This is a genomic window from Promicromonospora sp. NPDC090134 (genome assembly GCF_044746965.1).
In the GTDB taxonomy this organism is placed as follows: domain Bacteria; phylum Actinomycetota; class Actinomycetes; order Actinomycetales; family Cellulomonadaceae; genus Promicromonospora.
Genome location: NZ_JBIVCZ010000001.1, coordinates 580,090 through 602,373, shown reverse-complemented (window position 1 = coordinate 602,373; position 22,284 = coordinate 580,090). Strand labels below are relative to the sequence as shown.

At 72.7% G+C, this 22,284-nt stretch carries 18 protein-coding genes; 5 read left to right on the top strand and 13 right to left on the bottom strand.

The window, feature by feature from the left end:
* Positions 1-36: 36 nt before the first annotated feature.
* Positions 37-2,514, bottom strand: a complete 2,478-nt coding sequence (locus ACIPN7_RS02615) for a glycoside hydrolase family 3 protein (RefSeq protein ID WP_400537691.1) — start codon at positions 2,512-2,514, stop codon at positions 37-39.
* 124 nt (positions 2,515-2,638) lie between these two features.
* Between ACIPN7_RS02615 and ACIPN7_RS02610 the strand changes: the two genes are divergently transcribed.
* A complete protein-coding gene (locus ACIPN7_RS02610) occupies positions 2,639-3,445 on the top strand; it encodes an MBL fold metallo-hydrolase (RefSeq protein ID WP_400539138.1) in 807 nt (268 codons plus the stop codon).
* 124 nt (positions 3,446-3,569) lie between these two features.
* Here the strand turns inward: ACIPN7_RS02610 and ACIPN7_RS02605 are convergent, their stop codons facing one another.
* Genes ACIPN7_RS02605 through purS form a run of 3 tightly spaced genes read right to left on the bottom strand, consistent with a single transcriptional unit; the run spans position 3,570 to position 5,779 of the window.
* Positions 3,570-4,715, bottom strand: coding sequence for a GNAT family N-acetyltransferase (locus ACIPN7_RS02605; protein WP_400537688.1), 1,146 nt, complete (start codon positions 4,713-4,715; stop codon positions 3,570-3,572).
* A gap of 27 nt (positions 4,716-4,742) precedes the next feature.
* Positions 4,743-5,492, bottom strand: a complete 750-nt coding sequence (gene purQ, locus ACIPN7_RS02600) for a phosphoribosylformylglycinamidine synthase subunit PurQ (RefSeq protein ID WP_400537686.1) — start codon at positions 5,490-5,492, stop codon at positions 4,743-4,745.
* Positions 5,492-5,779, bottom strand: coding sequence for a phosphoribosylformylglycinamidine synthase subunit PurS (gene purS / locus ACIPN7_RS02595; protein WP_377231761.1), 288 nt, complete (start codon positions 5,777-5,779; stop codon positions 5,492-5,494). The genes purQ and purS overlap by 1 nt, the downstream gene beginning before the upstream one ends.
* A gap of 219 nt (positions 5,780-5,998) precedes the next feature.
* Between purS and ACIPN7_RS02590 the strand changes: the two genes are divergently transcribed.
* On the top strand, positions 5,999-6,700 hold the full coding sequence (locus ACIPN7_RS02590) for a hypothetical protein (protein WP_400537684.1): 702 nt from the start codon (positions 5,999-6,001) through the stop codon (positions 6,698-6,700).
* Between the two features lie 12 nt (positions 6,701-6,712).
* Here the strand turns inward: ACIPN7_RS02590 and ACIPN7_RS02585 are convergent, their stop codons facing one another.
* The 3 genes from ACIPN7_RS02585 to ACIPN7_RS02575 form a co-directional block, all read right to left on the bottom strand.
* Positions 6,713-7,477, bottom strand: coding sequence for an alpha/beta hydrolase family protein (locus ACIPN7_RS02585; RefSeq protein WP_400537682.1), 765 nt, complete (start codon positions 7,475-7,477; stop codon positions 6,713-6,715).
* Positions 7,478-7,669: 192 nt separating this feature from the next.
* Positions 7,670-9,022: a glycoside hydrolase family 6 protein gene (locus ACIPN7_RS02580; protein ID WP_400537680.1), complete on the bottom strand. Its 1,353-nt coding sequence runs from the start codon at positions 9,020-9,022 to the stop codon at positions 7,670-7,672.
* 198 nt (positions 9,023-9,220) lie between these two features.
* Positions 9,221-10,312, bottom strand: a complete 1,092-nt coding sequence (locus ACIPN7_RS02575; RefSeq protein ID WP_400537678.1) for a LacI family DNA-binding transcriptional regulator — start codon at positions 10,310-10,312, stop codon at positions 9,221-9,223.
* 96 nt (positions 10,313-10,408) lie between these two features.
* Between ACIPN7_RS02575 and ACIPN7_RS02570 the strand changes: the two genes are divergently transcribed.
* Positions 10,409-12,721, top strand: a complete 2,313-nt coding sequence (locus ACIPN7_RS02570; protein WP_400537676.1) for a substrate-binding domain-containing protein — start codon at positions 10,409-10,411, stop codon at positions 12,719-12,721.
* Between the two features lie 9 nt (positions 12,722-12,730).
* Here ACIPN7_RS02570 and purD read toward each other — a convergent pair whose 3' ends face one another.
* The 3 genes from purD to ACIPN7_RS02555 form a co-directional block, all read right to left on the bottom strand.
* The gene (gene purD / locus ACIPN7_RS02565) at positions 12,731-14,020 is read right to left on the bottom strand and encodes a phosphoribosylamine--glycine ligase (RefSeq protein WP_400537674.1); all 1,290 of its coding nucleotides are present in this window, start codon (positions 14,018-14,020) and stop codon (positions 12,731-12,733) included.
* A 17-nt stretch (positions 14,021-14,037) separates the two neighbouring features.
* Positions 14,038-15,330, bottom strand: a complete 1,293-nt coding sequence (locus ACIPN7_RS02560) for an adenylosuccinate synthase (RefSeq protein ID WP_400537672.1) — start codon at positions 15,328-15,330, stop codon at positions 14,038-14,040.
* 76 nt (positions 15,331-15,406) lie between these two features.
* On the bottom strand, positions 15,407-15,850 hold the full coding sequence (locus tag ACIPN7_RS02555) for a DUF3151 domain-containing protein (protein WP_400537670.1): 444 nt from the start codon (positions 15,848-15,850) through the stop codon (positions 15,407-15,409).
* A 161-nt stretch (positions 15,851-16,011) separates the two neighbouring features.
* On the opposite strand from ACIPN7_RS02555, the gene ACIPN7_RS02550 reads away from it, so the two are divergent.
* Positions 16,012-16,416 carry an STAS domain-containing protein gene (locus ACIPN7_RS02550; RefSeq protein WP_285101873.1) on the top strand — a complete coding sequence of 135 codons (405 nt, stop codon included), beginning with the start codon at positions 16,012-16,014 and terminating at the stop codon, positions 16,414-16,416.
* A 94-nt stretch (positions 16,417-16,510) separates the two neighbouring features.
* Here the strand turns inward: ACIPN7_RS02550 and ACIPN7_RS02545 are convergent, their stop codons facing one another.
* Positions 16,511-18,823: a SpoIIE family protein phosphatase gene (locus ACIPN7_RS02545; RefSeq protein ID WP_400539136.1), complete on the bottom strand. Its 2,313-nt coding sequence runs from the start codon at positions 18,821-18,823 to the stop codon at positions 16,511-16,513.
* A gap of 396 nt (positions 18,824-19,219) precedes the next feature.
* On the opposite strand from ACIPN7_RS02545, the gene ACIPN7_RS02540 reads away from it, so the two are divergent.
* Complete coding sequence (locus ACIPN7_RS02540) at positions 19,220-19,690, top strand: STAS domain-containing protein (protein WP_400537668.1); 471 nt, start codon at positions 19,220-19,222, stop codon at positions 19,688-19,690.
* An 87-nt stretch (positions 19,691-19,777) separates the two neighbouring features.
* On the opposite strand, the gene fbaA is transcribed toward ACIPN7_RS02540, so the two are convergent.
* Both fbaA and ACIPN7_RS02530 read right to left on the bottom strand, forming a co-directional pair.
* Positions 19,778-20,797, bottom strand: a complete 1,020-nt coding sequence (gene fbaA, locus ACIPN7_RS02535; RefSeq protein ID WP_377230822.1) for a class II fructose-bisphosphate aldolase — start codon at positions 20,795-20,797, stop codon at positions 19,778-19,780.
* 191 nt (positions 20,798-20,988) lie between these two features.
* Positions 20,989-22,239: an MFS transporter gene (locus tag ACIPN7_RS02530; RefSeq protein ID WP_400537665.1), complete on the bottom strand. Its 1,251-nt coding sequence runs from the start codon at positions 22,237-22,239 to the stop codon at positions 20,989-20,991.
* Positions 22,240-22,284: the final 45 nt, after the last annotated feature.

Genomic DNA, 22,284 nt, shown 5'->3' with positions numbered 1-22,284 from the left:
AGGTCTGGTGGTGCGCCACCAGACCTCGACGCCTCGTCAGCTCCCGGCCCGGGTGAGGATCCGGGTCGCCTGGGTCTCGTGGCCCTCCAGGAGCGCAACGTCCGACGTCGCGATCGCCCTGGACGCCACCGGCGGGACGCCGGTGGCCGGGTCGAGCACCTCGTTCTGCAGCGCGAGCCGCTGCTCGTCGTGGTGCGACGTGCGCCCGCCCGTGGACAGGCCCCAGCCGAACGGGAACAGCGGGTCGTAGTGCTTGTCCCCGACGTTCACCACCGGGTCGTCGGCCGACCGCGGCCACGAGACCGGCAGCTTGCCCGTGAACCGCCGCTCGCCGAACAGCACGTCGGCGACGCCGGCGCCCTCCGTGCCCGGCAGCCACGACGCGACCAGCGCGTCGATCGACCGGAGCTGGTCGGTGAGCACCTGCGGCCGCCCCGAGACCACCAGGACCACGCAGGTCCGGATCTCGGCGCAGACCTTCTCCACGACCTCGGCGTCGCCGGGCTGCAGCGACATCGACTTCTCCTCACGGGGTACCCCGCCGTCGGCCGGGTCCCAGGCCCACTCGGGCCCGCCGACGTCACCGAACCCCTCGGCGTACGGCGTCTCGCCGACGACGACGATGCCGACGTCGGCACCGTCCGTCGGCGCGGAGGCGTCCTCGCTGAACGTGACGTCGTCGGCCGCGGCCTCGATGCCCTCCAGGATCGTGGTGCCCGCGGTGACGTCGCCCGAGAACCCCTGCCACGTGCCGGTCCAGCCGCCGGCCTGGTTGCCCAGGTCGTCGGCGTTGCGGCCCGCCACGTAGAAGCTCTCGTCGTCGTCCAGGGGCAGGGCGCGCCGGCTGTTCTTGAGCAGCACCTGCGACTCGGCGACAGCCTTGCGGGCGATCGCCCGGTGCTCCGCCGAACCGATGTCGCCGGCGTTCGACCGGTCCGCGAACGGCTCCTCGAACAGCCCCAGCTCGAACTTGGCGGCGAGGATCCGGGACACGGCGTCGTCGATGCGCCGCTCGCCGACGCGCCCGTCCTGGACCGCCGCGAGCAGCCGCGTGTGGAAGCGCTCGAACTGCGACGGCTCCATGAACATGTCGATGCCCGCGTTCACGCCGGTGACGATCTGGTCGGTGGTCGGGGAGTCGTCCGCGAGCGGCGGGATCTGGTGGATCCCCTGCCAGTCGCTGATCACGAACCCGTCGAAACCCTGCTTCTGCTTGAGCCACCCCGTGACCAGCTCGCGGTTCGCGTGCATCTTCACGGGGTTGCCGAGGCCGTCGTCGGTCCAGTCGATGCTGGAGAAGCTCGGCATGACGGAGCCGACGCCGGCCTTGAGCGCCGCGACGTACGGCGGCAGGTCCACCTGCTCGACGTGCCGCCGGCTCTGCTCGGTGATGCCCTGGTCGATCGTGTAGTCGCCCTCGCCGGTGCCGAAGGTGGTGTCGCCGTCGCCCGCGAAGTGCTTGGCGGTCGCGAGCACGGACGTGCTGCTGTCCAGGTCCTTGCCCTGGAAGCCGGTCACGGCAGCCGCACCGAGCACGCTCGCGAGCGCGGGGTGCTCCCCGAAGGACTCGTAGGTACGGCCCCAGCGGTCGTCGCGCACCACGCACACGCACGGCGCGAACGTCCACGGGATGCCGGTCGCCCGCGTCTCGGACGCGACCATGCGCTCGGCCCGCGCGACCAGCAGGGGGTCGCGCGTGGCGCCGAGCCCGATGTTGTGCGGCAGGATCGTCGCGCCGTTCAGGTTGCCGTGCCCGTGCACGGAGTCGACGCCGTAGATCAGCGGGATCTGCAGCCGCGTCGCGAGGGCCTGCGTCTGGAAGCCGTCGATCGCGTCCGCCCAGGCCTCGGGTGTGTTCTCGGCGGGCGTCGAACCGCCGCCGCTGAGCACCGAGCCGAGGCCGAGCTCGGTGATGGCCGCCGGGTCGCTGGTGACGTTCGCGCGCTCCGCCTGGGTCATCTGCCCGACCTTCTCCGCGTACGTCATGCGCTTCAGGAGGTCGGCGACACGCTTCTTGGTGGACAGGCGCGGGTCCAGGTAGGGCAGGCCGTGCGCCCGCACGACGACGGCGGGCTGGCGGGAGACCTGCGCGTCCCGTGACTCCAGGGTCACGGGCACGGTCTCCGCCGTCTCGCCGGAGTTCGAGGCGCGGGTGGTGATCCGGACGGTCCGCTCGGTGCCAGACTGCGTGCCGGCGGGGAACTCGAGCGTGCCGGAGGTGGCGGCGTAGTCGGCGTCGGCGGTGGCCGTGCCGGAGCCGGTGCGCCAGCCGACGGTGACAGGGGCGTCGAGCACGGCGCCGTCGGCGGCCTCGACCGTGACGGTGACCGTCGCGGTGGCGCCGTCGTCGACGAAGGTGACGGAGTCCGCGCTCACGACGGCCTCGGCGGCCGGGGCGGCGCGGGTGGCCAGAGGGGGTACGAACAGTGTCGTGGTGGCAAGAGCCGCCACGGAGATGAGTGCCGGTGTTCTGCGGACGCGGTAGTGCTGCGCCGCGCCTGAGATGGCGGACATCTGAGATATTCCTCTCTTCATTGGGAGGTGATTTACCGATCACACACCGCCCTCCGGCGAGGCACAAGCGCTGCTGACCTCTGGATAGGGTGATTCGGTGGACCCCATTACCCCCTTTGCGAGGATGCTCCGGGCCGACAACCCCGGGCCGATGACGCTCGACGGCACCCGGTCGTACGTGCTGGGTGCCCCCGGGGCGCCGGGCTGCGTGGTCGTGGACCCCGGCCCGGACCTCCCGCCCCACCTCGCCGCGCTGGCCGACGCCGGCCGCGTCGACCTGGTGCTCGTCACCCACCGGCACGCCGACCACACCGGCGGGCTGGCACCGTTTCGGGCGCTCACCGGCGCGCCGTCGCGCGGCGTGCTGCCGGAGTTCTGCGCCGCCGGCACGGGCGACGGGCGGGACGCCGGCGCGAGCACGGGTCCGCTGGCCGACGGCGAGGTCCTGGAGGTGGCGGGCCTGCGCATCGAGGTGCTGGCCACGCCGGGCCACACGGCGGACTCGGTGTGCCTCGTCGTCTCGGACGGCACGTCCACCGTGGTGCTCACCGGGGACACGGTGCTGGGCCGCGGCACCACCGTGCTCGCCGAGCCGGACGGTTCGCTGCGGGACTACCTGGCGTCGCTGGACCGGCTGAGCGCGCTGGACCTGCCCGGCCCGGTGCCGGGGCTGCCCGGGCACGGACCGGTGATCCCGGACCTGCGCGCCGTGGTGCACGCGTACCGCGAGCACCGCACGGAGCGGCTGGACCAGGTGCGCTCCGCGCTCACCGCCCTCGGGGTGACACTGCCGGACGCCGTCGTCCCGCTCCCGGACCCGCTCCTGGACGCCGTGACCGGCGCGGTGTACGCCGACGTCGACACGTCGGTGCTGCCCGCGGCCCGGTCGTCGGTGCGGGCGCAGCTGGAGTACCTGCGCGGGCGGTCGTAGCGCGAGCCCAGGGCTCGGGGAAAGGGTTGCGCAGCCGAGGGGGTAACACTGAGCCAGCAGTGCTACGTCTGCGTCACCCCTTCGGCTGGGTACCGTCTTCCCCGGCGCCGTCCCGGACCTACGGTCAGAGCGCCTTGCCGAGGAACAGGAGCTGGGCGTCGTCCGCGTCGTGGGGCGGGTACGGCAGCACCGGCCGGTAGCCGAGCTTCACGTACAGGCGCAACGCCGTGGGCTGCCGGATGCCGGTGTTGAGGTAGAACGCCAGGCCGCCGCGCCGTCGGGCCGCCTCCTCGATGTGCTCGACCAGCGCCGAGGCGACACCCGCGCGGCGCACCGACGGGTCCACGAACACGCTCTGCAGCTCGAACCCACGAGACTCGCCCGCCTCCGGGGCGGCCGTGAGACCGCCGACGCCGCGCAGCGGGTCGGCCGTGAGGTGCTCCGGGCCCACCGGCGACGGTGCGAGGGTGGCGCAGCCGACGGGCCGGCCGTCGAGCGTGGCCAGGACCGTCACCAGCGCGGTGCGCCCCCGCTCGGCGTCGGCGACGTCGTGGCCGCCGCGCGCCTCGATGTCCCGTGCCAGCTGCGGGTAGAGCGGCTGGAGGAAGGTCCACATGGCACGCCGCAGGGCGGCGGCGTCGGGGTCGTCCCAGGGCACCTCGCGCAGCACCAGGGCCGGTGCAGGGGTCCCGGCGGGCGCGGCAGCCGTGGCCTGCGGACCGGCGTCGGGCACCAGCCACTTGCCGAAGCACCGCGAGCCCGGCTCGTCCGAGAACACACCGAACGACTCGACGGGGTCGTACCCCAGCCGCAGGTACAGCCCGAGCGACTCGGGCTGCATGAGCCCGGTCTCCAGGACCAGGTGTCGCACGCCGGCGTCGCGGGCGACGTCCTCCGCGGCGTTCATCAGCGTGCGGGAGAGCCCGCGCCCGCGGAAGCCCGGCGCCACGTACACGCGCTTGACCTCGGCCGTGCCGTCCGGGTGCAGGCCGCCCTGGTAGTCGTCGCGGCCCGACAGGTCGCGCAGCGCGGCGTGGCCGGCCGGTGCGCCGTCGACCCGCAGCAGCAGGGTCGCGAACACGTTCGACGGATCCACCTGGTCGCGCGCGTCAGGCACCGGAGCGCCGTCAGCGTCCGTCGTCGACGGCCGGCCGGGCTGCGTGTACCGCAGGTCGATCTCGTGCTGCTGCTCGGCGCGCAGGCTGACGGCGTCCGCGTGGTCCCAGCCGACCGTCTCGATCGTGAGACCCGCGAGAACCTCAGCGACCATGCCCGCCTGCCCGGAACTGTCCGGTGGTCACGCGTGGACCAGGGAGGACAGCACCGACGTGAAGAACGTCAGCCCGTCCACACCGGCGCGCGGCCCCTCGGCCGACGCCGGGCCGAAGCCGGCCTCGACCGCGTGCTCCGGGTGGGGCATGAGCCCCACGACGTTGCCGCGGTCGTTGGTGATGCCCGCGATGTCGCGGCGCGACCCGTTCGGGTTCCAGCCGTCGTAGCGGAAGACGACGCGGCCCTCGCCCTCGAGCTCGTCGAGGGTGCGCTCGTCGGCGACGAACTGGCCGTCCTGGTTCTTCAGCGGGATCGTGATCTGCTGCCCGCGGCGGAACTCGTTGGTCCAGGCAGTGCGCGCGTTCTCGACGATCAGCGACTGCTCCCGGCACACGAAGTGCAGGTGGTCGTTCTTGACCATCGAACCCGGCAGCAGGTGTGCCTCGGTGAGGACCTGGAAGCCGTTGCAGATGCCGAGCACCGGCATGCCGCCCTTGGCGGCGTCGACCACGGCGGACATCGCCGGCGCGAACCGGCTGATCGCGCCCGCGCGCAGGTAGTCACCGTAGGAGAAGCCGCCGGGCAGCACCACGGCGTCGACGTCCTGCAGCGACTCGTCGGCGTGCCAGAGCGAGACCGCCTCGGCGCCGGCCAGGCGCACGGCGCGCACCGCGTCACGGTCGTCGAGCGTCCCGGGGAACGTGATGACGCCGATCCGGGCGCCGGCGATCCCGGGGGCGGCCACGGCGGCCGGCGTCGGCTCGGTGGCCGACATCAGGCGCTCACCGGGGTGCCGGTCGCCTCACCCGGGACCGCGGCGGCGTCCGAGACCGAGACCACGTCCTCGATCACCGGGTTGGACAGCAGGGTGGCCGCGGCCTCCCGAGCGGCGGCGAGGATCTCCGGCGTGACCTCACCCTCCACCTCGAGCTCGAACCGCTTGCCCTGACGCACACCGGAGAACTGGGTGAAGCCGAGGCGCGGCAGCGCTCCGACGACAGCCTTGCCCTGGGGGTCCAGGATCTCGGGCTTGGGCATGACCTCGACGACGACGCGTCCCACGAAGGCTCCTTGAAGGTGAGGGAATTCCGGGACGAGTCTACTTGCGCGGCGGGGTGCCTCGCCGTCCGTGGACAGTGACCTGCGCCGCGCCGCCCCGGTGCGCCGGGTCCGGACCGGAGAACGCCTGATGAGAGAACTCTCATCGCGCTCTCCTCACCGCCTCATCCGGCCACGAGAGCGTGTGCGCGTCCGCGAAACCACGGTCGAGGAGAACCACAGGTGCACACGCGAGCCGCCGCCGCCCTCGGGCTGGAGCACCGTCCTGTCGCCGGCCTGTTCGGCATGCTGGTCACGGTGGCCCTCGGCCTCAACGTGATCTTCCTTTCGCACTCGTTCCTGGGCATCCCCGAGTGGCCCGGCTTCCGGTTCGCGATGGAGCGCAGCGTGCCCGAGGTGGTCGGGTACGTCTTCACCGCCTGGGCGGCCGGGCTCGCCCTGTATCTCGCCGTGGCGCACCGGCAGGCGGTCCTCGCCGCGTGGGCCGTTGTGTTCGTCGTGCTCCTCGCCGACGACTACCTCATGCTGCACGAGCGGATGGCCAAGGTGGTCTCGGCGAACGTCACCGTGCCGTACCCGTACGGGCAGCCGGTCGGCGAGATCGTCTGGCTCGCGTTCGTCGGGTGCCTGCTGCTGACCGCCGTCGCCGTCTCCTACCGCTGGGCGGGACCCGAGTGGCGCGCGTCGTCGCGGGTGCTCACCGTGCTCCTCGCGCTGCTGGTGGTGTGCGGGGTGGGGATCGACGCCGTGCACGGGTTCACGACGAACCGCGGCGTCTGGCACGTCGTGCTCAGCTCCCTGGAGGACGGCGGCGAGGTGCTCCTGCTCGCCGCCGCGGTCACGTTCCTCTACGCGCTCGCGTTCTGCGGCCACCGCTCGACGCCGGACACGCTGACCCGGCGCCGGGCGGCACTGCGGCCGTGAGCCGCAGGGGGCTCACGCCGTCAGGTACTGGTCCGCCCAGGCGCTGATGATGCGGGCGGCGCGCTTGGCCTGGCCCGGCGCCGTGAGCAGGTGGTCGGCACCCTCCAGGGACACGAACGACCGGGGGTGCCGGGCCTCCCGGAAGATCTCCCCCGCGTTCGAGATGTCCACCGTGCTGTCCGTCGGCGAGTGCATCACCAGCAGCGGCGAGCCCAGCTCGCGGATCTTCGAGCGCAGCTCGGCCCGCCGGACGTCCTCGACGAAGTGCCGCTTCAGCGTGAGCGCGCGGCCGCCCACCATCCACTGGGCGTGGCCGTCGTCGAACACCCGGCCCAGGACGGCGTCGTAGTTGTGCTCCGCGTGCCGCGGCTGCACGGGGGCGCCGATGGTCGCGACCGCCTGCACGCCCGGGACGTCGGCACCGGCCGCGATCACCGCGGCGCCGCCGAAGGAGTGCCCCACCAGGAGGTGCACGGGCATGTCCTGGTCGGCCATGAACTCGGCGGCCCGCACGGTGTCGGCCACCTTGTGCGTGAACGAGCCGTCGCCCCAGTCGCCCTCGGAGTCGCCCAGGCCCAGGTTGTCGAAGCGCAGCATCCCGATGCCCTCGCCGGCGAGCTGCTTGCAGATCCGCGCCGCGGCCGGCGAGTCCTTGCCCAGCGTGAACCCGTGGGAGAAGACCCCCCAGCCCCGCACCTCGCCGTCCGGCCGGTCGATGATGCCCGCGAGGCGCGGCCCCGTGGTGCTCTCGAACGTGACGCGCTCAGCCACGGACACTCCCCTCTCGACGAAGCGGCGATGTTAACGCCACCCGAGTTTCGCGGAGATGACGCCGACGCGCAGCGAGACGGGGCGGGAGGCTCCTTCCCTTCGAGGCCTCCGTTTCTTCCTCTTCGAGACCCGGGTTTCTCCGCTCTCGAGGGGCCGAAAGCGGAGAAACCCGGGTCTCGAAGGGGATGGAGCGGCCGCCTAGCCGATCGCGGGGTACGCGTTGGCGACGAGCATCTCGAACTGGGCCTGGAACCAGTGGCCCGACAGCGGGGCGTCCGCGAGGGCGCCCGTGAACCGGCCGCCCAGCTCGCTGGACTGGTACGTCGGGTCGCACATCCGGTCCAGGCGCTTGCCCTCGTCGTTCGGGATCTCGGTGGACGAGCCGTCCGACTCGCCCGGGGGCTTGACCCACACGTAGGCGTCGAGGTGCGACTCGGCGTGGCCCGACGGCGCGACCGTCGGCCGCTCACCGATGCCGGCGCCGGACGGGTTGCACCAGGCACCGCGGTGGTTACGGCGGTCCACCTTGGACTCGTTGACGTAGGTGTTGAGGTCGGTGGAGGTGCTGACCGCCGTCGGGCGGGCGGACCCGCCCCAGCCGTTGCGACCGGTGTCGACGAGCATGCCGATGCTCGACGGGGCGCCCTGCGCGACCATCAGGTCGTAGAGGTTCGCGGTCCAGTCGATCTCGTCGAAGTCGGGGTTCCACTCGAACCAGCCGGCGGACCTCACCTGGCCGCCGCCGACCTGGAGGTCGGGGTTGGTCAGGTACGTCTCCTCCAGCGGCGTGGTGTTCGCCGTGTTGGTGACGAACCCGGACACGGCGTTCCACCCGTAGGTGCCGCCCTCGATGACGGTGGCGAACTCCTGCGCCGCGCCGCTGGAGTTGTTCGGCCAGCCGAGCCAGCCCGAATGGGCCGCGTCGATGTAGGAGTACACGTTGCCGACCTCGTACAGCTCCGAGATCGCGTACTGCACGCCCTCGCGGTAGTACGGGGCCGCTGCGACGCAGTCGGCGTCGGACTGGTTGGTCACGAGGTTGGGCAGCGAGTCCGGCTCGATCGTCGCGACGATCCGCAGGTTCTCGTACTCGGGCCGGTCCAGCAGCGCGACGATCGGGTCGATGTACTCGGTCTTGTACCGGGTCATCCCCGCCGCGCTCGCGGGCAGCTCGCCGTTCGAGGCGAGGGCATGGCAGTCGCGGCCGGGCAGGTCGTAGATGACCACGTTGAACACCAGGGGCGAGCCGCCGGCCTGCGACACGGCCTGGTCGAGGTGCCACTCGAGGCCGTGCTGCCGCTCGGTGCCCTCGATCGCGGCGATGCGGTCCATCCAGACCGACGTCGGCTCGTCAGCGATAGCGCGCATGTCCGCCGCGAGCGCGGCGTCGCCGACCTCGTCGGCGGCCGTCTCGACCAGGGCCGACCAGTCCGGGTTGACGTACTGCGCGGCCCCGACGAACGGGTTGTCCTCGAGCGCGACGGCGGGAGCGCTCGAGACGGCGACGAGCGCGGGAACCGCGAGCAGGACGCCCGCTGCCGCTGCCGCCACGGTGCGGGACCTGCGTGGGGACGTGCCGCGTGTGCGGCGAGGTGCTGATGACACGGTGACCTCCGTTGGCCGGACCGAGCGCGCGCCGCGTCGGCCCCGGGGGGCCTGACGACGGTCCGCGCACCACGGCGGCTCGTTCCGCCGCGGCATGGCGCAACTTTGCCTACCGTTTGGCTGCGGCAGAACCGTCTTAAACGATTAGCCGCCGGGCGGCGGCGCCGTCGAGCCGCGCACCACGAGCCGCCCCACCGCCACGGTGCCCGACGGCGGCGCAGCACCCGGGGCCGGGTCCGCACCCGGCCCGGACCCCGTGCCACGCCGACCGGGACCGGTACCGAGCACGGTGCGCAGCGCCCGGCCGGTGGCCCGGCCGAGCTCCTCCACGGGGTACGGCACGGCGGTGAGCGACGGCGTGGTCAGGTAGCACGCCGGCGAGTCGGTCCCGGCGACCACCGACAGGTCCCACGGCACGCCGAGGCCCAGCCGCCGGGCGACGTCGAGCACGAGCCCGGCCGTGGCGTCGTCGTCGGTCACCACCGCCGTGGGGCGGTCCGCGGCGGCGAGCAGCGGGCGCAGCGCCGCCGCCGCGCGCTCGGGTCCGTCGCCCGCGACGGTGCGCAGGTCGATGCCGCGCCGGGCCAGCGCCACCTCCAGGGCGGCGGCCCGGCGGGCGGGCGAGACGAGGCGCTCCGACCCCGCGACCATCGCGACCCGCCGGTGCCCCAGCTCGGCCAGGAAGCCGCCCACCTGCTCGAACGCGTCGCCGTCGTCGAGCACCACGTGCTGCCAGGTGGCGGGGGCGCCGTCCGGCGCAGTGCCCACCACGACGGCCGGCGCGGGCAGGGAGCGCAGGGTGGCGAGGCGCTCGTCGTCCGCCCGGACGCCCGTGACCACGAACGCGGCGTAGCGCCGCTCGGTCCACCAGCGGTCCATGAGCTGCGCGGCCTCGACCGTGGAGCCGGCCACGTGCACGGCGAGCGTGAGGGTGTCCGGGCCGATGGTCTGGAGCGCGCCGGTCACGAGGTCGAGCGGGAACGCCGCCCGGGTGCCGAACGGCTGGTCGTGCACCACGACCAGGGCCGCGGCGGCCGGACCGCTGCGCAGCGAACGGGCCGCGGTAGCGGGCCGCCAGCCGAGCTCGTCCGCCGCGCGGAGCACCCGCTCCCGGGTCGCGGCGGAGACCCCGCGGCGGCCGTTGAGCGTGTACGACACGACGGCGGTCGAGACGCCGGCGACCCGTGCGACGTCGACGATGGTCGGCCGTCGCGCAGGGGTCGAGTAATCGGACACTTCAGGATGGTTCGGTCGCGACGTTGGGACCATAACCACGTAGCATGCACCCTTGGGTGAATTTTGCACAGCGTCAACGAAGACGGGTGTATAAGCATGCTTAGTGGAAAGCGCAGGTATGTCATCGGGGTGCTGTCCCCGGTGGTCGGTGGCTACTACTTCGGACGGGTGCTCGCCGGGATCGCGCGCACCGTCCGGCCGGAGGGGCACCGCGTGGTCGCGGTGCAGACCTACCCGGCAGACCTGGAGCGCGAGCAGTTCCCGGACCGCCCGCCCGGCACCGCGGCCGTGAGCCTCGGCCAGCTCGACGGCGTCATCGTCATCACGTCGGCCGTCAACGAGGCGACGCTGCTCCGGATCGAGGCGGACGGCACCCCTCTGGTGCTGGTCAGCGAGCGCACCACCAGCATTGACGCCCCCGTGGTGACGCCCGACAACGAGGGCGGCACGCGGGCCGCGGTGGAACACCTCATCGCGCACGGGCACCGGGAGATCGGGTTCCTCGGCAGCCTGCGCCAGGCCGACATCGTCGAACGACATGCGGCGTACGTCGCGACGCTCGCCGCCCACGGCATCACACCCCGGCCCGAGTGGCTCTACCGCACGGCCGACAACCAGGAGGCGAGCGCGGCGGCCGTGGCGCAGGCCGTCGTGGGCGGCCCGGGCCTGCCGACGACGGCGACCGTCGCCGCCACCGACCGCAACGCGATCGGGTTCTCCCGCGTGCTGCGGGCCCAGGGGCTGTCCCTGCCCGGTGACCAGGCGATCGTGGGCTTCGACCACTCCGAGGCGGGCGCCCGCGTGCGCCCCCGGCTCGCGTCCGTGGACCCGCACCACGACCAGGTGGGCGAGCTGGCCGTCTCGCTGCTCCTCGCCCGGATCCGGGGCGAACGCGTGGCGGGCCAGCACCTGTCGCGCTCCACGCTGGTGACCCGAGAGTCCTGCGGCTGCCTCGACGCCCGGGCGGGCACGCTCCTCGAGGGCCTGCCCGCGCAGGAGGGCTCGACGGCGTGGCGCCGGTTCGGCGAGGTGGCGCGGGCGACGTTCGACGGCGCCGAGGCGCGCCTCGGACCGGGCGCCGACCTGGACTCGTGGATGCGCGGCGTGCAGCGGCTGTTCCGCGGCGCGGCGGCGCTGGGCCAGCCGCCCACCCAGGCGACGCTCACCAGCCTCGCCGAGAGCACGCGCGTGCTGCGGCCCCACCCCGAGGCGCTGGAGCAGCTCATCCCCGCACTGCGGTCGGTCGAGGAGGAGTTCCGGGAGGAGGTGCGCACCGGCCAGGTGGTGGCCGGCGCCGTCGGGGAGCCGGCGCCGTCGGCCAAGGGTGCAGCCGGGGCCGGCCCGGTCGGCGCGGCCCGCGTCCCGAGCCGGGCCGCCCGCGCCCGCGCCGTCACCCGGACCGCGACCGACGTGCTGGTCGCCCTCAGCGCCGGGTGCACCCAGACCCTCCTGGCCCGGTCGGGACAGCTCGAACGGACGATCACCGACCAGTACGAGCTCGACCTCGACCTGCTGCACGCCGACGGGCGCGCGATCCGGGCGCTGACCTGGCTCCCGCGCGGGCACCGCAGCCCGGCCACGCTCGCCCTGTGGACGGACACCGAGGGAGCGCCCGGGTCGGCCGTGGCAGCCGGCGCGGCGGCCGGCCCGCCGTCCGGCCCGGTGGACGCGGCGCGGACCCTGGAGATCGTGGGCACCACCGCCACGTCCCGCCAGGCGACGGCGCTGGTGGGCAAGCGCATGCCGGTGGGCACGTTCCCGCCGCCCGCGCTCTCGGGCGAGGGGGTCGTGTTCGTGGTCCCGGTGACGTTCGGGCAGAGCGACTGGGGCATGCTGGCGATCGGCGGCGGCGTGGACACGCGCGCCACGAGCTCGCGCGACAAGTACGACCACTGGGCGGCCATGGTGGCCGTCGCGCTGGACCGGGAGGACCGGCTGACGTCGCTGCAGCGGCAGCGGGCCGCGCTCGCGGAGGCCGCGGACCGGGAGCGGGCGCTCGTGCTCGACCTGCGTACGGAGGTGGAGCGCAACGCACTGGTCCAGGACGTCGCCCTGGAGGGCACCTGGGACTGGGACATCGCGACCGGGCAGGTCTTCTACTCGCGCACCTGGCGCGCCCTGGTCGGCCTGCCCGACGACGCCGCGTGCACCGGCATCGAGGAGTGGACCGGGCGCGTGCACCCCGAGGACGTGCGGACCGTGCAGATCGCGATCGCCCGGCAGCTCGCGGGCGCGGAGGAGCCGCTCGACCTGGAGCACCGCCTGCTCGCCGCGGACGGCCGCGAGATGTGGGTGCGCTGCCGCGCCACCACCGTGACCGACGACGCCGGCGTGCGCGCCCGGATGATCGGCGTGCTGATCGACGTCACCGGCATGCCGGCCCGGGAACGGCGGGGCGTGGCGCGGTGAGGCGCCGTCCTACGGGACGGTGACCTCGCCGCGCTCCGCCTTCAGCGCGATGTCCGTGCGGTGGTGCGAACCCTTGAGCTCGATCCGTGCCACACCCTCGTAGGCCCGACGGCGGGCGTCCGCCAGGTCGGTGCCCAGCGCCACGACGGACAGCACGCGGCCGCCCGCACTGACCAGCTCGCCGGTCTCGGAGAGCCCGGTGCCCGCGTGCAGCACGTGCACCCCGGGGAGCGACTCCGCGTCCTCGATGCCGGTGATCGGGTCGCCCGACCGGGCCGACGCCGGGTAGCCCTCGGACGCGACGACCACGGTCACGGATGCCTCGGAGCGCCAGCGCAGGGGCTCCAGGTCGGCGAGCCCGCCGCGGGCCGCCGCGAGCAGCACCTCGGACAGCGGCGTCGCGAGCCGGGCCAGCACGGACTGGGTCTCCGGGTCGCCGAAGCGCGCGTTGAACTCCACCACGCGGGTGCCGCGGCTGGTGAGGGCGAGCCCCACGTAGAGCACGCCGGAGAACGGCGTGCCGCGGCGGGCCATCTCGTCGACCGTGGGCTGGGCCACGCGGCTCAGCACCTCGTCCACGAGGCCGGACGGCGCCCAGTCGAGCGGGGTGTACGCGCCCATGCCGCCCGTGTTGGGGCCCCCGTCGTCGTTCCCGACGCGCTTGAAGTCCTGCGCGGGGACCAGGGGGACCACCGTGGTGCCGTCGCACACGCAGAACAGGGAGACCTCGGGGCCGTCGAGGTACTCCTCGACCACCACCCGGCCGTTCTCGTGGGACAGGCAGGCCGTGCCGTGGGCGAGCGCCGCCGCGCGGTCGTCGGTGACGACCACGCCCTTGCCGGCCGCGAGGCCGTCGTCCTTCACCACGTACGGGGCACCGAAGGCGTCGAGCGCGGCCTCCAGCTCGGTGACGTCGGTGCACACGTGCGCCATCGCGGTCGGCACGCCGGCGGCCGCCATGACCTCCTTGGCGAACGACTTGGAGCCCTCCAGCCGGGCCGCCTCGCCGGACGGGCCGAAGACCGGGATCCCGGCCGCGCGGACGGCGTCCGCGACGCCCGCCACGAGGGGCGCCTCCGGGCCGACGACGACCAGCTCCGCGCCGAGCCGCTCGGCGAGGGCCGCGACGGCGGCACCGTCGAGCGGGTCGACCTCGTGCAGCGTGGCGACCCCGGCGATGCCCGGGTTGCCCGGCGCGGCGTGCAGCTCGTGGGAGGCGGTGCCGGAGACGTTCTCCCGGTCGAGCGAGTGGACGATGGCGTGCTCGCGGGCACCTGTCCCGATGACGAGGATCTTCACGGTGGCAGAGGTCCTTCTCAGCGCTGGTGGATGAGGTCGTGGACGGGGATGATCTCGTCGCGCTTGGGCCCCACGCCGATGGCGGAGATCCGGGTGCCCGACATCTCCTCGAGCGCCTTCACGTAGGCCTGGGCGTTCTTCGGCAGGTCGTCGAAGGACCGCGCCTGCGAGATGTCCTCCCACCACCCGTCGAGCTCCTCGTAGATCGGCTTCGCGTGGTGGAACGCCGTCTGGTCGGTGGGCATCTCGTCGTGGCGGACGCCGTCGACGTCGTAGGCCACGCAGACCGGGACCTTGTCCATGCCGGTCAGCACGTCGAGCTTGGTGAGCACGATGTCGGTGAGGCCGTTGATGCGCGTCGCGTAGCGGGCGATCACGGCGTCGTACCACCCGGTGCGGCGGGCGCGGCCCGTGGTGACGCCGTACTCACCGCCGGTCTTGCGGAGGAACTCGCCCTTGTCGTCGAACAGCTCCGTGGGGAACGGCCCCTCGCCCACGCGCGTCGTGTACGCCTTGATGACGCCGATCACGGAGTCGATCCGGGTGGGCCCGACGCCGGACCCGGTGACCGCGCCGCCCGCCGTCGCGCTGGACGACGTGACGAACGGGTAGGTGCCGTGGTCGATGTCGAGCATCGTGGCCTGGCCGGCCTCGAACAGCACGTTCTTGCCCGCGTCGAGCGCCCTGTTCAGCTCGACGGCGGTGTCCGTGACCATGGGCCGCAGGCGGTCGGCGTACTGGAGCAGCTCGTCGAGCGTCTCGTCGACCGTGATGGCGCGCCGGTTGTAGACCTTCACCAGCAGGTGGTTCTTCTGGTCCAGCGAGCCCTCGATCTTGGCGCGCAGGATCTTCTCGTCGAACAGGTCCCACATGCGGATGCCGACGCGGTTGGTCTTGTCGGCGTACGCCGGGCCGATGCCGCGGCCCGTGGTGCCGATCCGGCGCTTGCCGAGGAACCGCTCCGTCACCTTGTCGATGGTGCGGTGGTACGGGGCGATGATGTGGGCGCTGCCCGAGACGAGCAGGCGGGACACGTCCACGCCGCGCGCGATCAGCGCGTCCAGCTCCTCGAACAGGACCTCGATGTCGACCACCACGCCGTTGGCGATGACCGGCACCACGCCGGGCGACAGGATGCCCGACGGCAGCAGGTGCAGGGCGTACTTCTCGTCGTCGATGACGACCGTGTGCCCCGCGTTGTTACCACCGTTGAACTTGACCACGTAGTCGACGCGGGAGCCCAGGAGGTCCGTCGCCTTTCCCTTGCCCTCATCGCCCCACTGGGCCCCGACGAGCACGACGCCTGGCATGGATCTCCACCTTCTCGAATTCCTAGGGTTGCCCCGCCGAGTGCGCTCCGTTGGCGCCCGCGGGCCGCGCCCGAGTCTACTTCGTGGTGGGCACCAGGGCGCGAACCTCGTCCACCGACGTGCCGGAGTCCACCAGGAACGTGGCGCAGCGCTCGGCCTCGGCCTCCTCGCCGATGCGGTGCGCCGCCTCCGAGAGGGCCAGCAGCGCGCGGAGGAAACCCTGGTTGGGCACGTGGCCGGCCGGGATCGGGCCCTGCCCGCGCCAGCCCGACCGGCGCAGCGCGTCGAGCCCGCGGTGGTAGCCGGTGCGCGCGTAGGCGTACGCCTCCACGTCGCCCGCGGCGGTGCCCGCCGTCAGCGCGCGCTCGGCCAGGACCGCCCACACGAGGGACGACGCCGGGGCCTGGGCCGCCACCGCGACCGGGTCGCCGCCGTCGGCCAGCCGCTCGCGCGCGGTCGGGTGGTCGTCGGACAGCAGCGTGGGGGCGGGACCCTGGAGCAGGTTCTCGTGGGAGCTCATGCTCGAATTCTCACACCTCGACGACACCTCGGGTCGACCTGGCGCACAGTAGGGACAACACAGGACAAAGAGGTCGCACAGGATTGCCCTTGACGCCAACCACAACGGTGAATTTTGCCTTTCATCCGGTGCGATCGAGCAACAGTCGTTACGCTCGACACATGATCGAGATCGCGACGTCTCCCACGACGACGACGCTCGTGATCGCCGGCGACCTCGACCTCGCCGAACGAGACCAGTTCCCGGAGATCGCGGCGCGCGTCGTCGGCCTGCGCCGGCAGCTGCTCGTCATCGACATGTGCCGGGTCACCTTCATGGACTCCACCGGGGCCGCGTTCCTGATCTCGCTGGCCGACGCCGGCCGCAAGCGCGGCGGCGCCACCGTCATCCGCGGGGCGGACGAGCGCGACCTGTTCGTGCTCGAGGTGTGCGGGGCCATGGAGCTCTTCCGCGTGGACGACGAGCACTCGTGCGAGCCGGCCGCCCCCGACTCGGGGTTCGCCGTGATGACGTCGCGGGACGACGACACCTCGCCGTTGTCCCACCGCGACGCGTCCACTGCGTAAAACGTTTCCCAAGCGTCTCGCCCACGCGGCGCGCGGCGCCCGAAGGTCTCGGGAGACCCTGGCGGGGTGACCAAAGGTCCACCCCGCCGGTCCGCTACTTCGGCGGCGTCGGCTGACGGCGCAGCTTGGCCCAGACCAGCTTGCCCGAGCCCGACGGACGCCAGCCCCACTCGGCCAGACGGTCCACGATCTGCATGCCGAACCCGCCCAGGCGGTTCGGGTGCCCGTCGGTCGCGACCGGCGGCGCCGGGTTGTTGTCCTCGACCTCGATGCGCAGCCCGTCGCCCGTGTCGTACAGGCGCAGCGCGATGTGCCCCCAGCCGTGCAGCACACCGTTCGCCACCAGCTCGGAGACCACCAGCTCTGCCTGGGCGGACTCCTCGATACCCCACGCCTGGCAGGTGCGCAGCACGGCGTGCCGGGCCCGGCCGATCGAGGACGGCTCGCTCGGCAGCATCCAGCGCCGCCAGCGCGGCGACAGGGCCGTCTCCGCGGCGTCGCCCGCCGGGTCGGGGATCCGGACGACGACGATCGCCACGTCGTCCTCCGGTGCGTCCGCCAGGCGGGAGAGCAGCTCCTCGCCCACGCCCGCCGCGTCGCGGGCCGTGATCGCCGACGCCGTCTCCAGCAGGGCCTCCAGGCCCAGCCGCAGGGACCGGTCGCGGCGTTCGATGAGGCCGTCGGTGTAGAAGAGGAGCGTGTCGCCGGCCTGCAGCTTGGCCTCGCCCGTGGTCCGTTCCCGGGAGCCGAACCCGACGAGCGCGCCGCCGCCGTCGTCCAGCTTGATCACCTCGCCGGCGCGCAGCAGGAGCGGCGGCAGGTGGCCCGCGCGCGAGTAGCCGACCGTCCAGGAGTCCGGCTCCTCCTCGCGCTGCAGGGAGGCGTACACCATGCTCGCCGAGCGCGGGATGCCCATGCCGGCCACGAGCTGGTCCACGCGTTCGAGCACCCGGCTCGGCGTGGACAGCTCGAACGCGTAGGAGCGCACCACCGAGCGCAGCTGACCCATGGTCGCGGCGGCCTCGACGTCGTGCCCGACGACGTCGCCGATCACCAGCCCGACCAGCTCCGGCGAGATCTGCAGCACGTCGTACCAGTCGCCGCCCACCTGGGCGTGCTCGGCGTTCGGGGCGTAGTAGGTCCACACGTCGAGGCCCGCGACGTCGGCCTGCTCCGGGAGCATGGCGCGCTGCAGGGTCTCGGCGAGGCGGTGCTCGCGCGCGTACATCCGCGCGTTGTCGATGGCGCTGCCCGCGCGACGCGCCACGACCTCGATCACGGTCCGCAGGGTGTCGGGCTCGTCGGCCTCGACGTACTCGCCCGGCTCGTCCTCGTCCGGCACGATCACCACGAGGCCGAGCACGTCCCGCCGGCCGGCGACGGGGTGCACCACCACGGAGTCCGGAGCCTTGCCCAGCTCGTCCGCGAGCCGCAGCGTGAGGTCGCGCTGCAGCCAGCCCGACGCCGAGTGCGGAGCGTGCGGGATGTCGAGGTGCAGCGTGACGGGGCCGTCGAGCACGCCGTCGAGCACGTCCTGGACCGAGTCCACGACCTCGAGGATCGGCATCGGCCCGGTGGTCACGGAGTCGCCGAGGGCGTCGGTCTGCGGACGGCGACGCTGCGTCTTGTCCGCGATGTTGTCGCCCTCGATGTACCGCGCATGACGGCGGCCCCGGCCGCTCGGCGGCGCCGCGACGTCGACGCCGGCGGCGTGCTTGAGGCCGTCGTCGTTCACGTAGAAGCCCGCCCAGCGCACCATGGACTGGAGCAGCTCCGCGATGTCGCGCAGCGCGTACGGGTACTCGAGGTCGGTCAAGATCTCGGTGGTCTGCGCGATGAGGTCGAGGTCCTCGCGCTGCTGCCGCTCGATCTCCAGGCTCGCGAGCTGGGCGGCGTGCCGCTCCATGTGCTCGGAGACGTCCACGCTGAACCCGACCCAGTGGGTGATGCGGTCGTCGTGCCCGGCCCGGGCCGGGGTGAGCGTGAGCTGCGCCCAGCCGTGCGTGCCGCCCCGCAGGTGCGACCGCACCGTCGCGTGCACCTCCTGGCCCGCGTTCACCAGCTCGGTCATCCGCTCCAGGTCCTGCGGCTCGACGAGCATCTCGCCGAGCCGGCGCACGGTGTAGCCGGCGAAGTCGCTGAAGCGCACGCCGGCGTAACGCTCGAACGCCTGGTTGGCCCAGAGCATGGGCATGCCGTCCTCGGTGGGACCGGTCAGGAACACGGGGAGGCCGACGGACACGGCGGCGCGCAGCACCACGTCACCGACCGACGGCGGAAGGGTACGCGGGATGCCCGTCCCCGAGACCCGCGAGCGCGGGCCCGTGCCCGGCGCCCGGTAGGCACCGCCGCCCGGCGGCGTGCCGGACGGGATGCTCGGCGGCACGCTGGCGGCCGGCGGCGGCACCGCACGGCCGTTGGCGTGCCCGCTCCCGTTCCGGTTCGCCGAGTCGTCCGACGACGCGTTCACGGGTGCGTCGGATCGTGCGTTCGATGATGCGTTCGGGGTTGCGTTCGATGATGCGCTCGGCGTGTCGCCGGATGTTCCGCCGGTGATGCCGTTCGACATTCCGTCCTGGGTCGGACCGAGGCCGAAAGTGGAAAGGCCGGGGTGCCGTGGCGGCGGAGAGGACGGTGTCAGACCGGATGAATCGGTCAAAATGCCCTCCCTACGGTATCTAATGCTCGAGGTGCTGTTCCAGCAGGACATTCAACCGTAGATTGGGACAGTCCGAGATCTGAACCTCAACCTCTATCATCGGACCGATACAGCGTCACGACCACTGCTCCCGGAAGGAGAACCGTGCAGGACGGAACCTATGACCCGCCGCGCGGTCCGCAGGGCGGGAGCCCCCAGGACCCCGGACATCAGACCCCCGAGATCGGCGATCCTGCGAGCATCCACGTCATCGTGGGTCGCTCGCGCGCACGGATCGTCCTCTCCGGAGAGATCGACGCCGACATCGGCGGCGACCTGCACGAGGCGACGGCCGCGGCCGAGGAGTCCCGCCTTCCCGTCGAGATCGACGCGCACCACGTGACCTTCATGGACTCGTCCGGTGTCGCGTTCCTCGCCCGCCTCGCGAGCCGCAGCCCGCACCGCGTGCGCGTGCTGCGAGCGCCCCCGACGGTGCGCTTCCTGCTGGAGGTCACGCGGATCGGCGACCTCCTCGACATCGTGGACGAGGACCCGGGCTTCGAGCTCGACGACGAGGGCCCGCCGTCGGGCACGACCCCAACCCCGGCAGGCGTAAGCGGCCCGCCCACCTCCTGAGAACACACGTGATCGGTAAAAGGTCAGGTGATCGGCAGCCCGGGCTGCCGATCACCTGACCTTTTACAGATCACCTGAGCGGAGTGCTCACATCTTGTGGCCGGCCGAGCGGAGCTGCTGGCAGGCCTCGACGATGCGGGCGGCCATGCCGGCCTCTGCCGTCTTGCCCCAGGCGCGCGGGTCGTAGGCCTTCTTGTTGCCGACCTCGCCGTCCACCTTGAGCACGCCGTCGTAGTTCTTGAAGAAGTGGTCGGCCACCGGACGCGAGAACGCGTACTGGGTGTCGGTGTCGATGTTCATCTTGATGACGCCGTTGTCGACAGCGGCGGCGATCTCCTCCGCCGTCGAGCCCGAACCACCGTGGAACACCAGGTCGAACGGCATCTCCTTGCCGATCTCGGCGCCGACGGCCTTCTGGATGTCGAGCAGGATCTCCGGGCGGAGCTTCACGGCGCCCGGCTTGTACACGCCGTGCACGTTGCCGAAGGTGAGGGCCGTCAGGTAGCGGCCCTTCTCGCCGGCGCCGAGGGCCTTGATCGTGGCCAGGCCGTCCTCGGGGGTCGTGTACAACTTGTCGTTGATCTCGGCGGTGTGGCCGTCCTCCTCGCCACCTACGACGCCGATCTCGATCTCGAGGATCGTGCGCGCGGCCTGCGACAGCTCGAGCAGCTCGGCGGCGATCACGAGGTTCTCCTCGATCGGCACGGTGGAGCCGTCGAACATGTGCGACTGGAACGTCGGCAGGCCGCCGTTCTTGACCTGCTCCGCCTCGATGGCCAGCAGGGGCTTGACCCAGGAGTCGAGCTTGTCGGCCGTGCAGTGGTCCGTGTGGATGGCGATGTTGACGCCGTAGCCCTTGGCGACCTCGGTGGCGTACGCCGCCAGCGCGAGGGAACCCGAGACCCGGTCCTTCACCGTCGAGCCCGACGCGTACTCCGCGCCGCCCACGGAGACCTGGATGATGCCGTCCGACTCCGCCTCGGCAAAGCCCTGAAGTGCGGCAGTAACGGTCTGCGACGAGGTGATGTTGACCGCGGGGTAGGCGAACTTGCCGGCCTTCGCCCGGTCGATCATCTCGGCGTAGACCTCAGGGGTTGCGATGGGCATCTGCGAAACTCCAAACGAATGGTGAGGTGGGCGGTCGCAAGAGTGTCCAGGGCCGCCCGGGGATGCACCATCGATCTTGCCATGATCCACCGGCAGTCGTGTGCGGTCGTTCGACAGTCGAACGGCCGAAACACTGTGGTTTCCGACTTTCGAAGGGCTCCGGACGGGCCGCGTGCGGGCTCCGGACGAGGTCAGCCCGACGCCTCGTCGACGGGCCGGTCCTCGGGGTTGCGGCTGCGGATCGGGGTGAAGAAGCCGACGCCCACCACACCGAGGTAGACGACCGCGACGGCGAGCAGCGGACCCGAGGCGCCGAACCGGTCCGCCGCGGCGGTGAGCGCCGCGGCGCCCAGGGGCGCGAGGCTGTAGTGGATGGTCCAGAACGCGGCGGTGACGCGCCCGAGCAGCGCATCGGGCGTGACCAGCTGGCGCAGCGACATCGAGGAGACGGCCGCGAGCATGAGCCCGAACCAGAAGCCGAGCACGGCGGCACCCAGGACCAGCACGTCCTGGCTCAGGGCCAGGACCGCCGCGGCCGCCCCGCACAGCGTCATGGCGCCGAGCCACAGGGCGCCGAACCCGAGCGTCCGGCGCAGCCAGGCGGACAGGGCCGCCGCCACGCACGTGCCGACGCCCGCCGCGGCCATCACGTACCCGACCACGGTCTCGCCCTGTCCCAGGCCGTGGCGCACCTGGTAGATGATCACGTCGGTCATGCCGTAGGTGAAGAACGTGGTGATCGTCAGGAAGACGGTCAGTACCCGGAGCACCGGGTGCCTCCACAGGAACCGGGCGCCGGTCACGAACCCGGTCCGCAGGTCGCGGCCGAGGCCCGGCCGGTCCGCCGGGGTCGCGCCGGGCGCCACCCTCGAGAGCCGGACGGCGAGGAGCCCGAGCGCAGAGATGCCGAAGGTCGCCGCGTCGATGGCGATGGCCGCCGTGACCCCGACCGCCGCCGCGACCAGCCCGGCGAGCGCCGGCCCGCCGATGCTGGCCAGCGCGGCCGTGGCCTGGAGCCTGCTGTTGGCCTCGGCGACCCGGTCCCGGCCCACGATGGTCGGCACGGCCGTGATGTACGTGATCTGGAAGAGCTGCCCGAACACGGACGCCACGCCCGCGACGGCGAAGAGCAGCCACACCTGCGGCTCGATCGCCCAGCACACGGGCACGGCCGCGAACAGGAGCAGACGTGCCACATCGCACGCGATGAGGAGCCGACGGCGGTCGAACCGGTCGACGATCGCCCCGCCGACAAGCCCCATCAGGAGTGACCCGGCCGCCATGACGCTGGTCAGCAGGCCCATCTGCACCAGCGAGCCGGTCGCCTCCAGCATGAGCAGCGGGAACGCGATGACCGAGAACGAGTCCCCCAGCACCGAGAACGTCTGGGTACCCCAGAAGACGAGGAAGTTCCGGTCGCGTGTGAGGGATCGCCGGTTCACCCGCCGATCCTGTCGGAGTCGCTTGCGGCGGGCAACGGGTTTCCG

Coding starts and splice junctions, on each gene's coding strand:
- ACIPN7_RS02560 (WP_400537672.1), bottom strand. CDS start 15,330: ATGCCAGGCGTCGTGCTCGTCGGGGCCCAGTGGGGCGATGAGGGCAAG.
- ACIPN7_RS02555 (WP_400537670.1), bottom strand. CDS start 15,850: ATGAGCTCCCACGAGAACCTGCTCCAGGGTCCCGCCCCCACGCTGCTG.
- ACIPN7_RS02550 (WP_285101873.1), top strand. CDS start 16,012: ATGATCGAGATCGCGACGTCTCCCACGACGACGACGCTCGTGATCGCC.
- ACIPN7_RS02570 (WP_400537676.1), top strand. CDS start 10,409: ATGCTTAGTGGAAAGCGCAGGTATGTCATCGGGGTGCTGTCCCCGGTG.
- ACIPN7_RS02605 (WP_400537688.1), bottom strand. CDS start 4,715: ATGGTCGCTGAGGTTCTCGCGGGTCTCACGATCGAGACGGTCGGCTGG.
- ACIPN7_RS02610 (WP_400539138.1), top strand. CDS start 2,639: ATGCTCCGGGCCGACAACCCCGGGCCGATGACGCTCGACGGCACCCGG.
- fbaA (WP_377230822.1), bottom strand. CDS start 20,797: ATGCCCATCGCAACCCCTGAGGTCTACGCCGAGATGATCGACCGGGCG.
- purQ (WP_400537686.1), bottom strand. CDS start 5,492: ATGTCGGCCACCGAGCCGACGCCGGCCGCCGTGGCCGCCCCCGGGATC.
- ACIPN7_RS02615 (WP_400537691.1), bottom strand. CDS start 2,514: ATGTCCGCCATCTCAGGCGCGGCGCAGCACTACCGCGTCCGCAGAACA.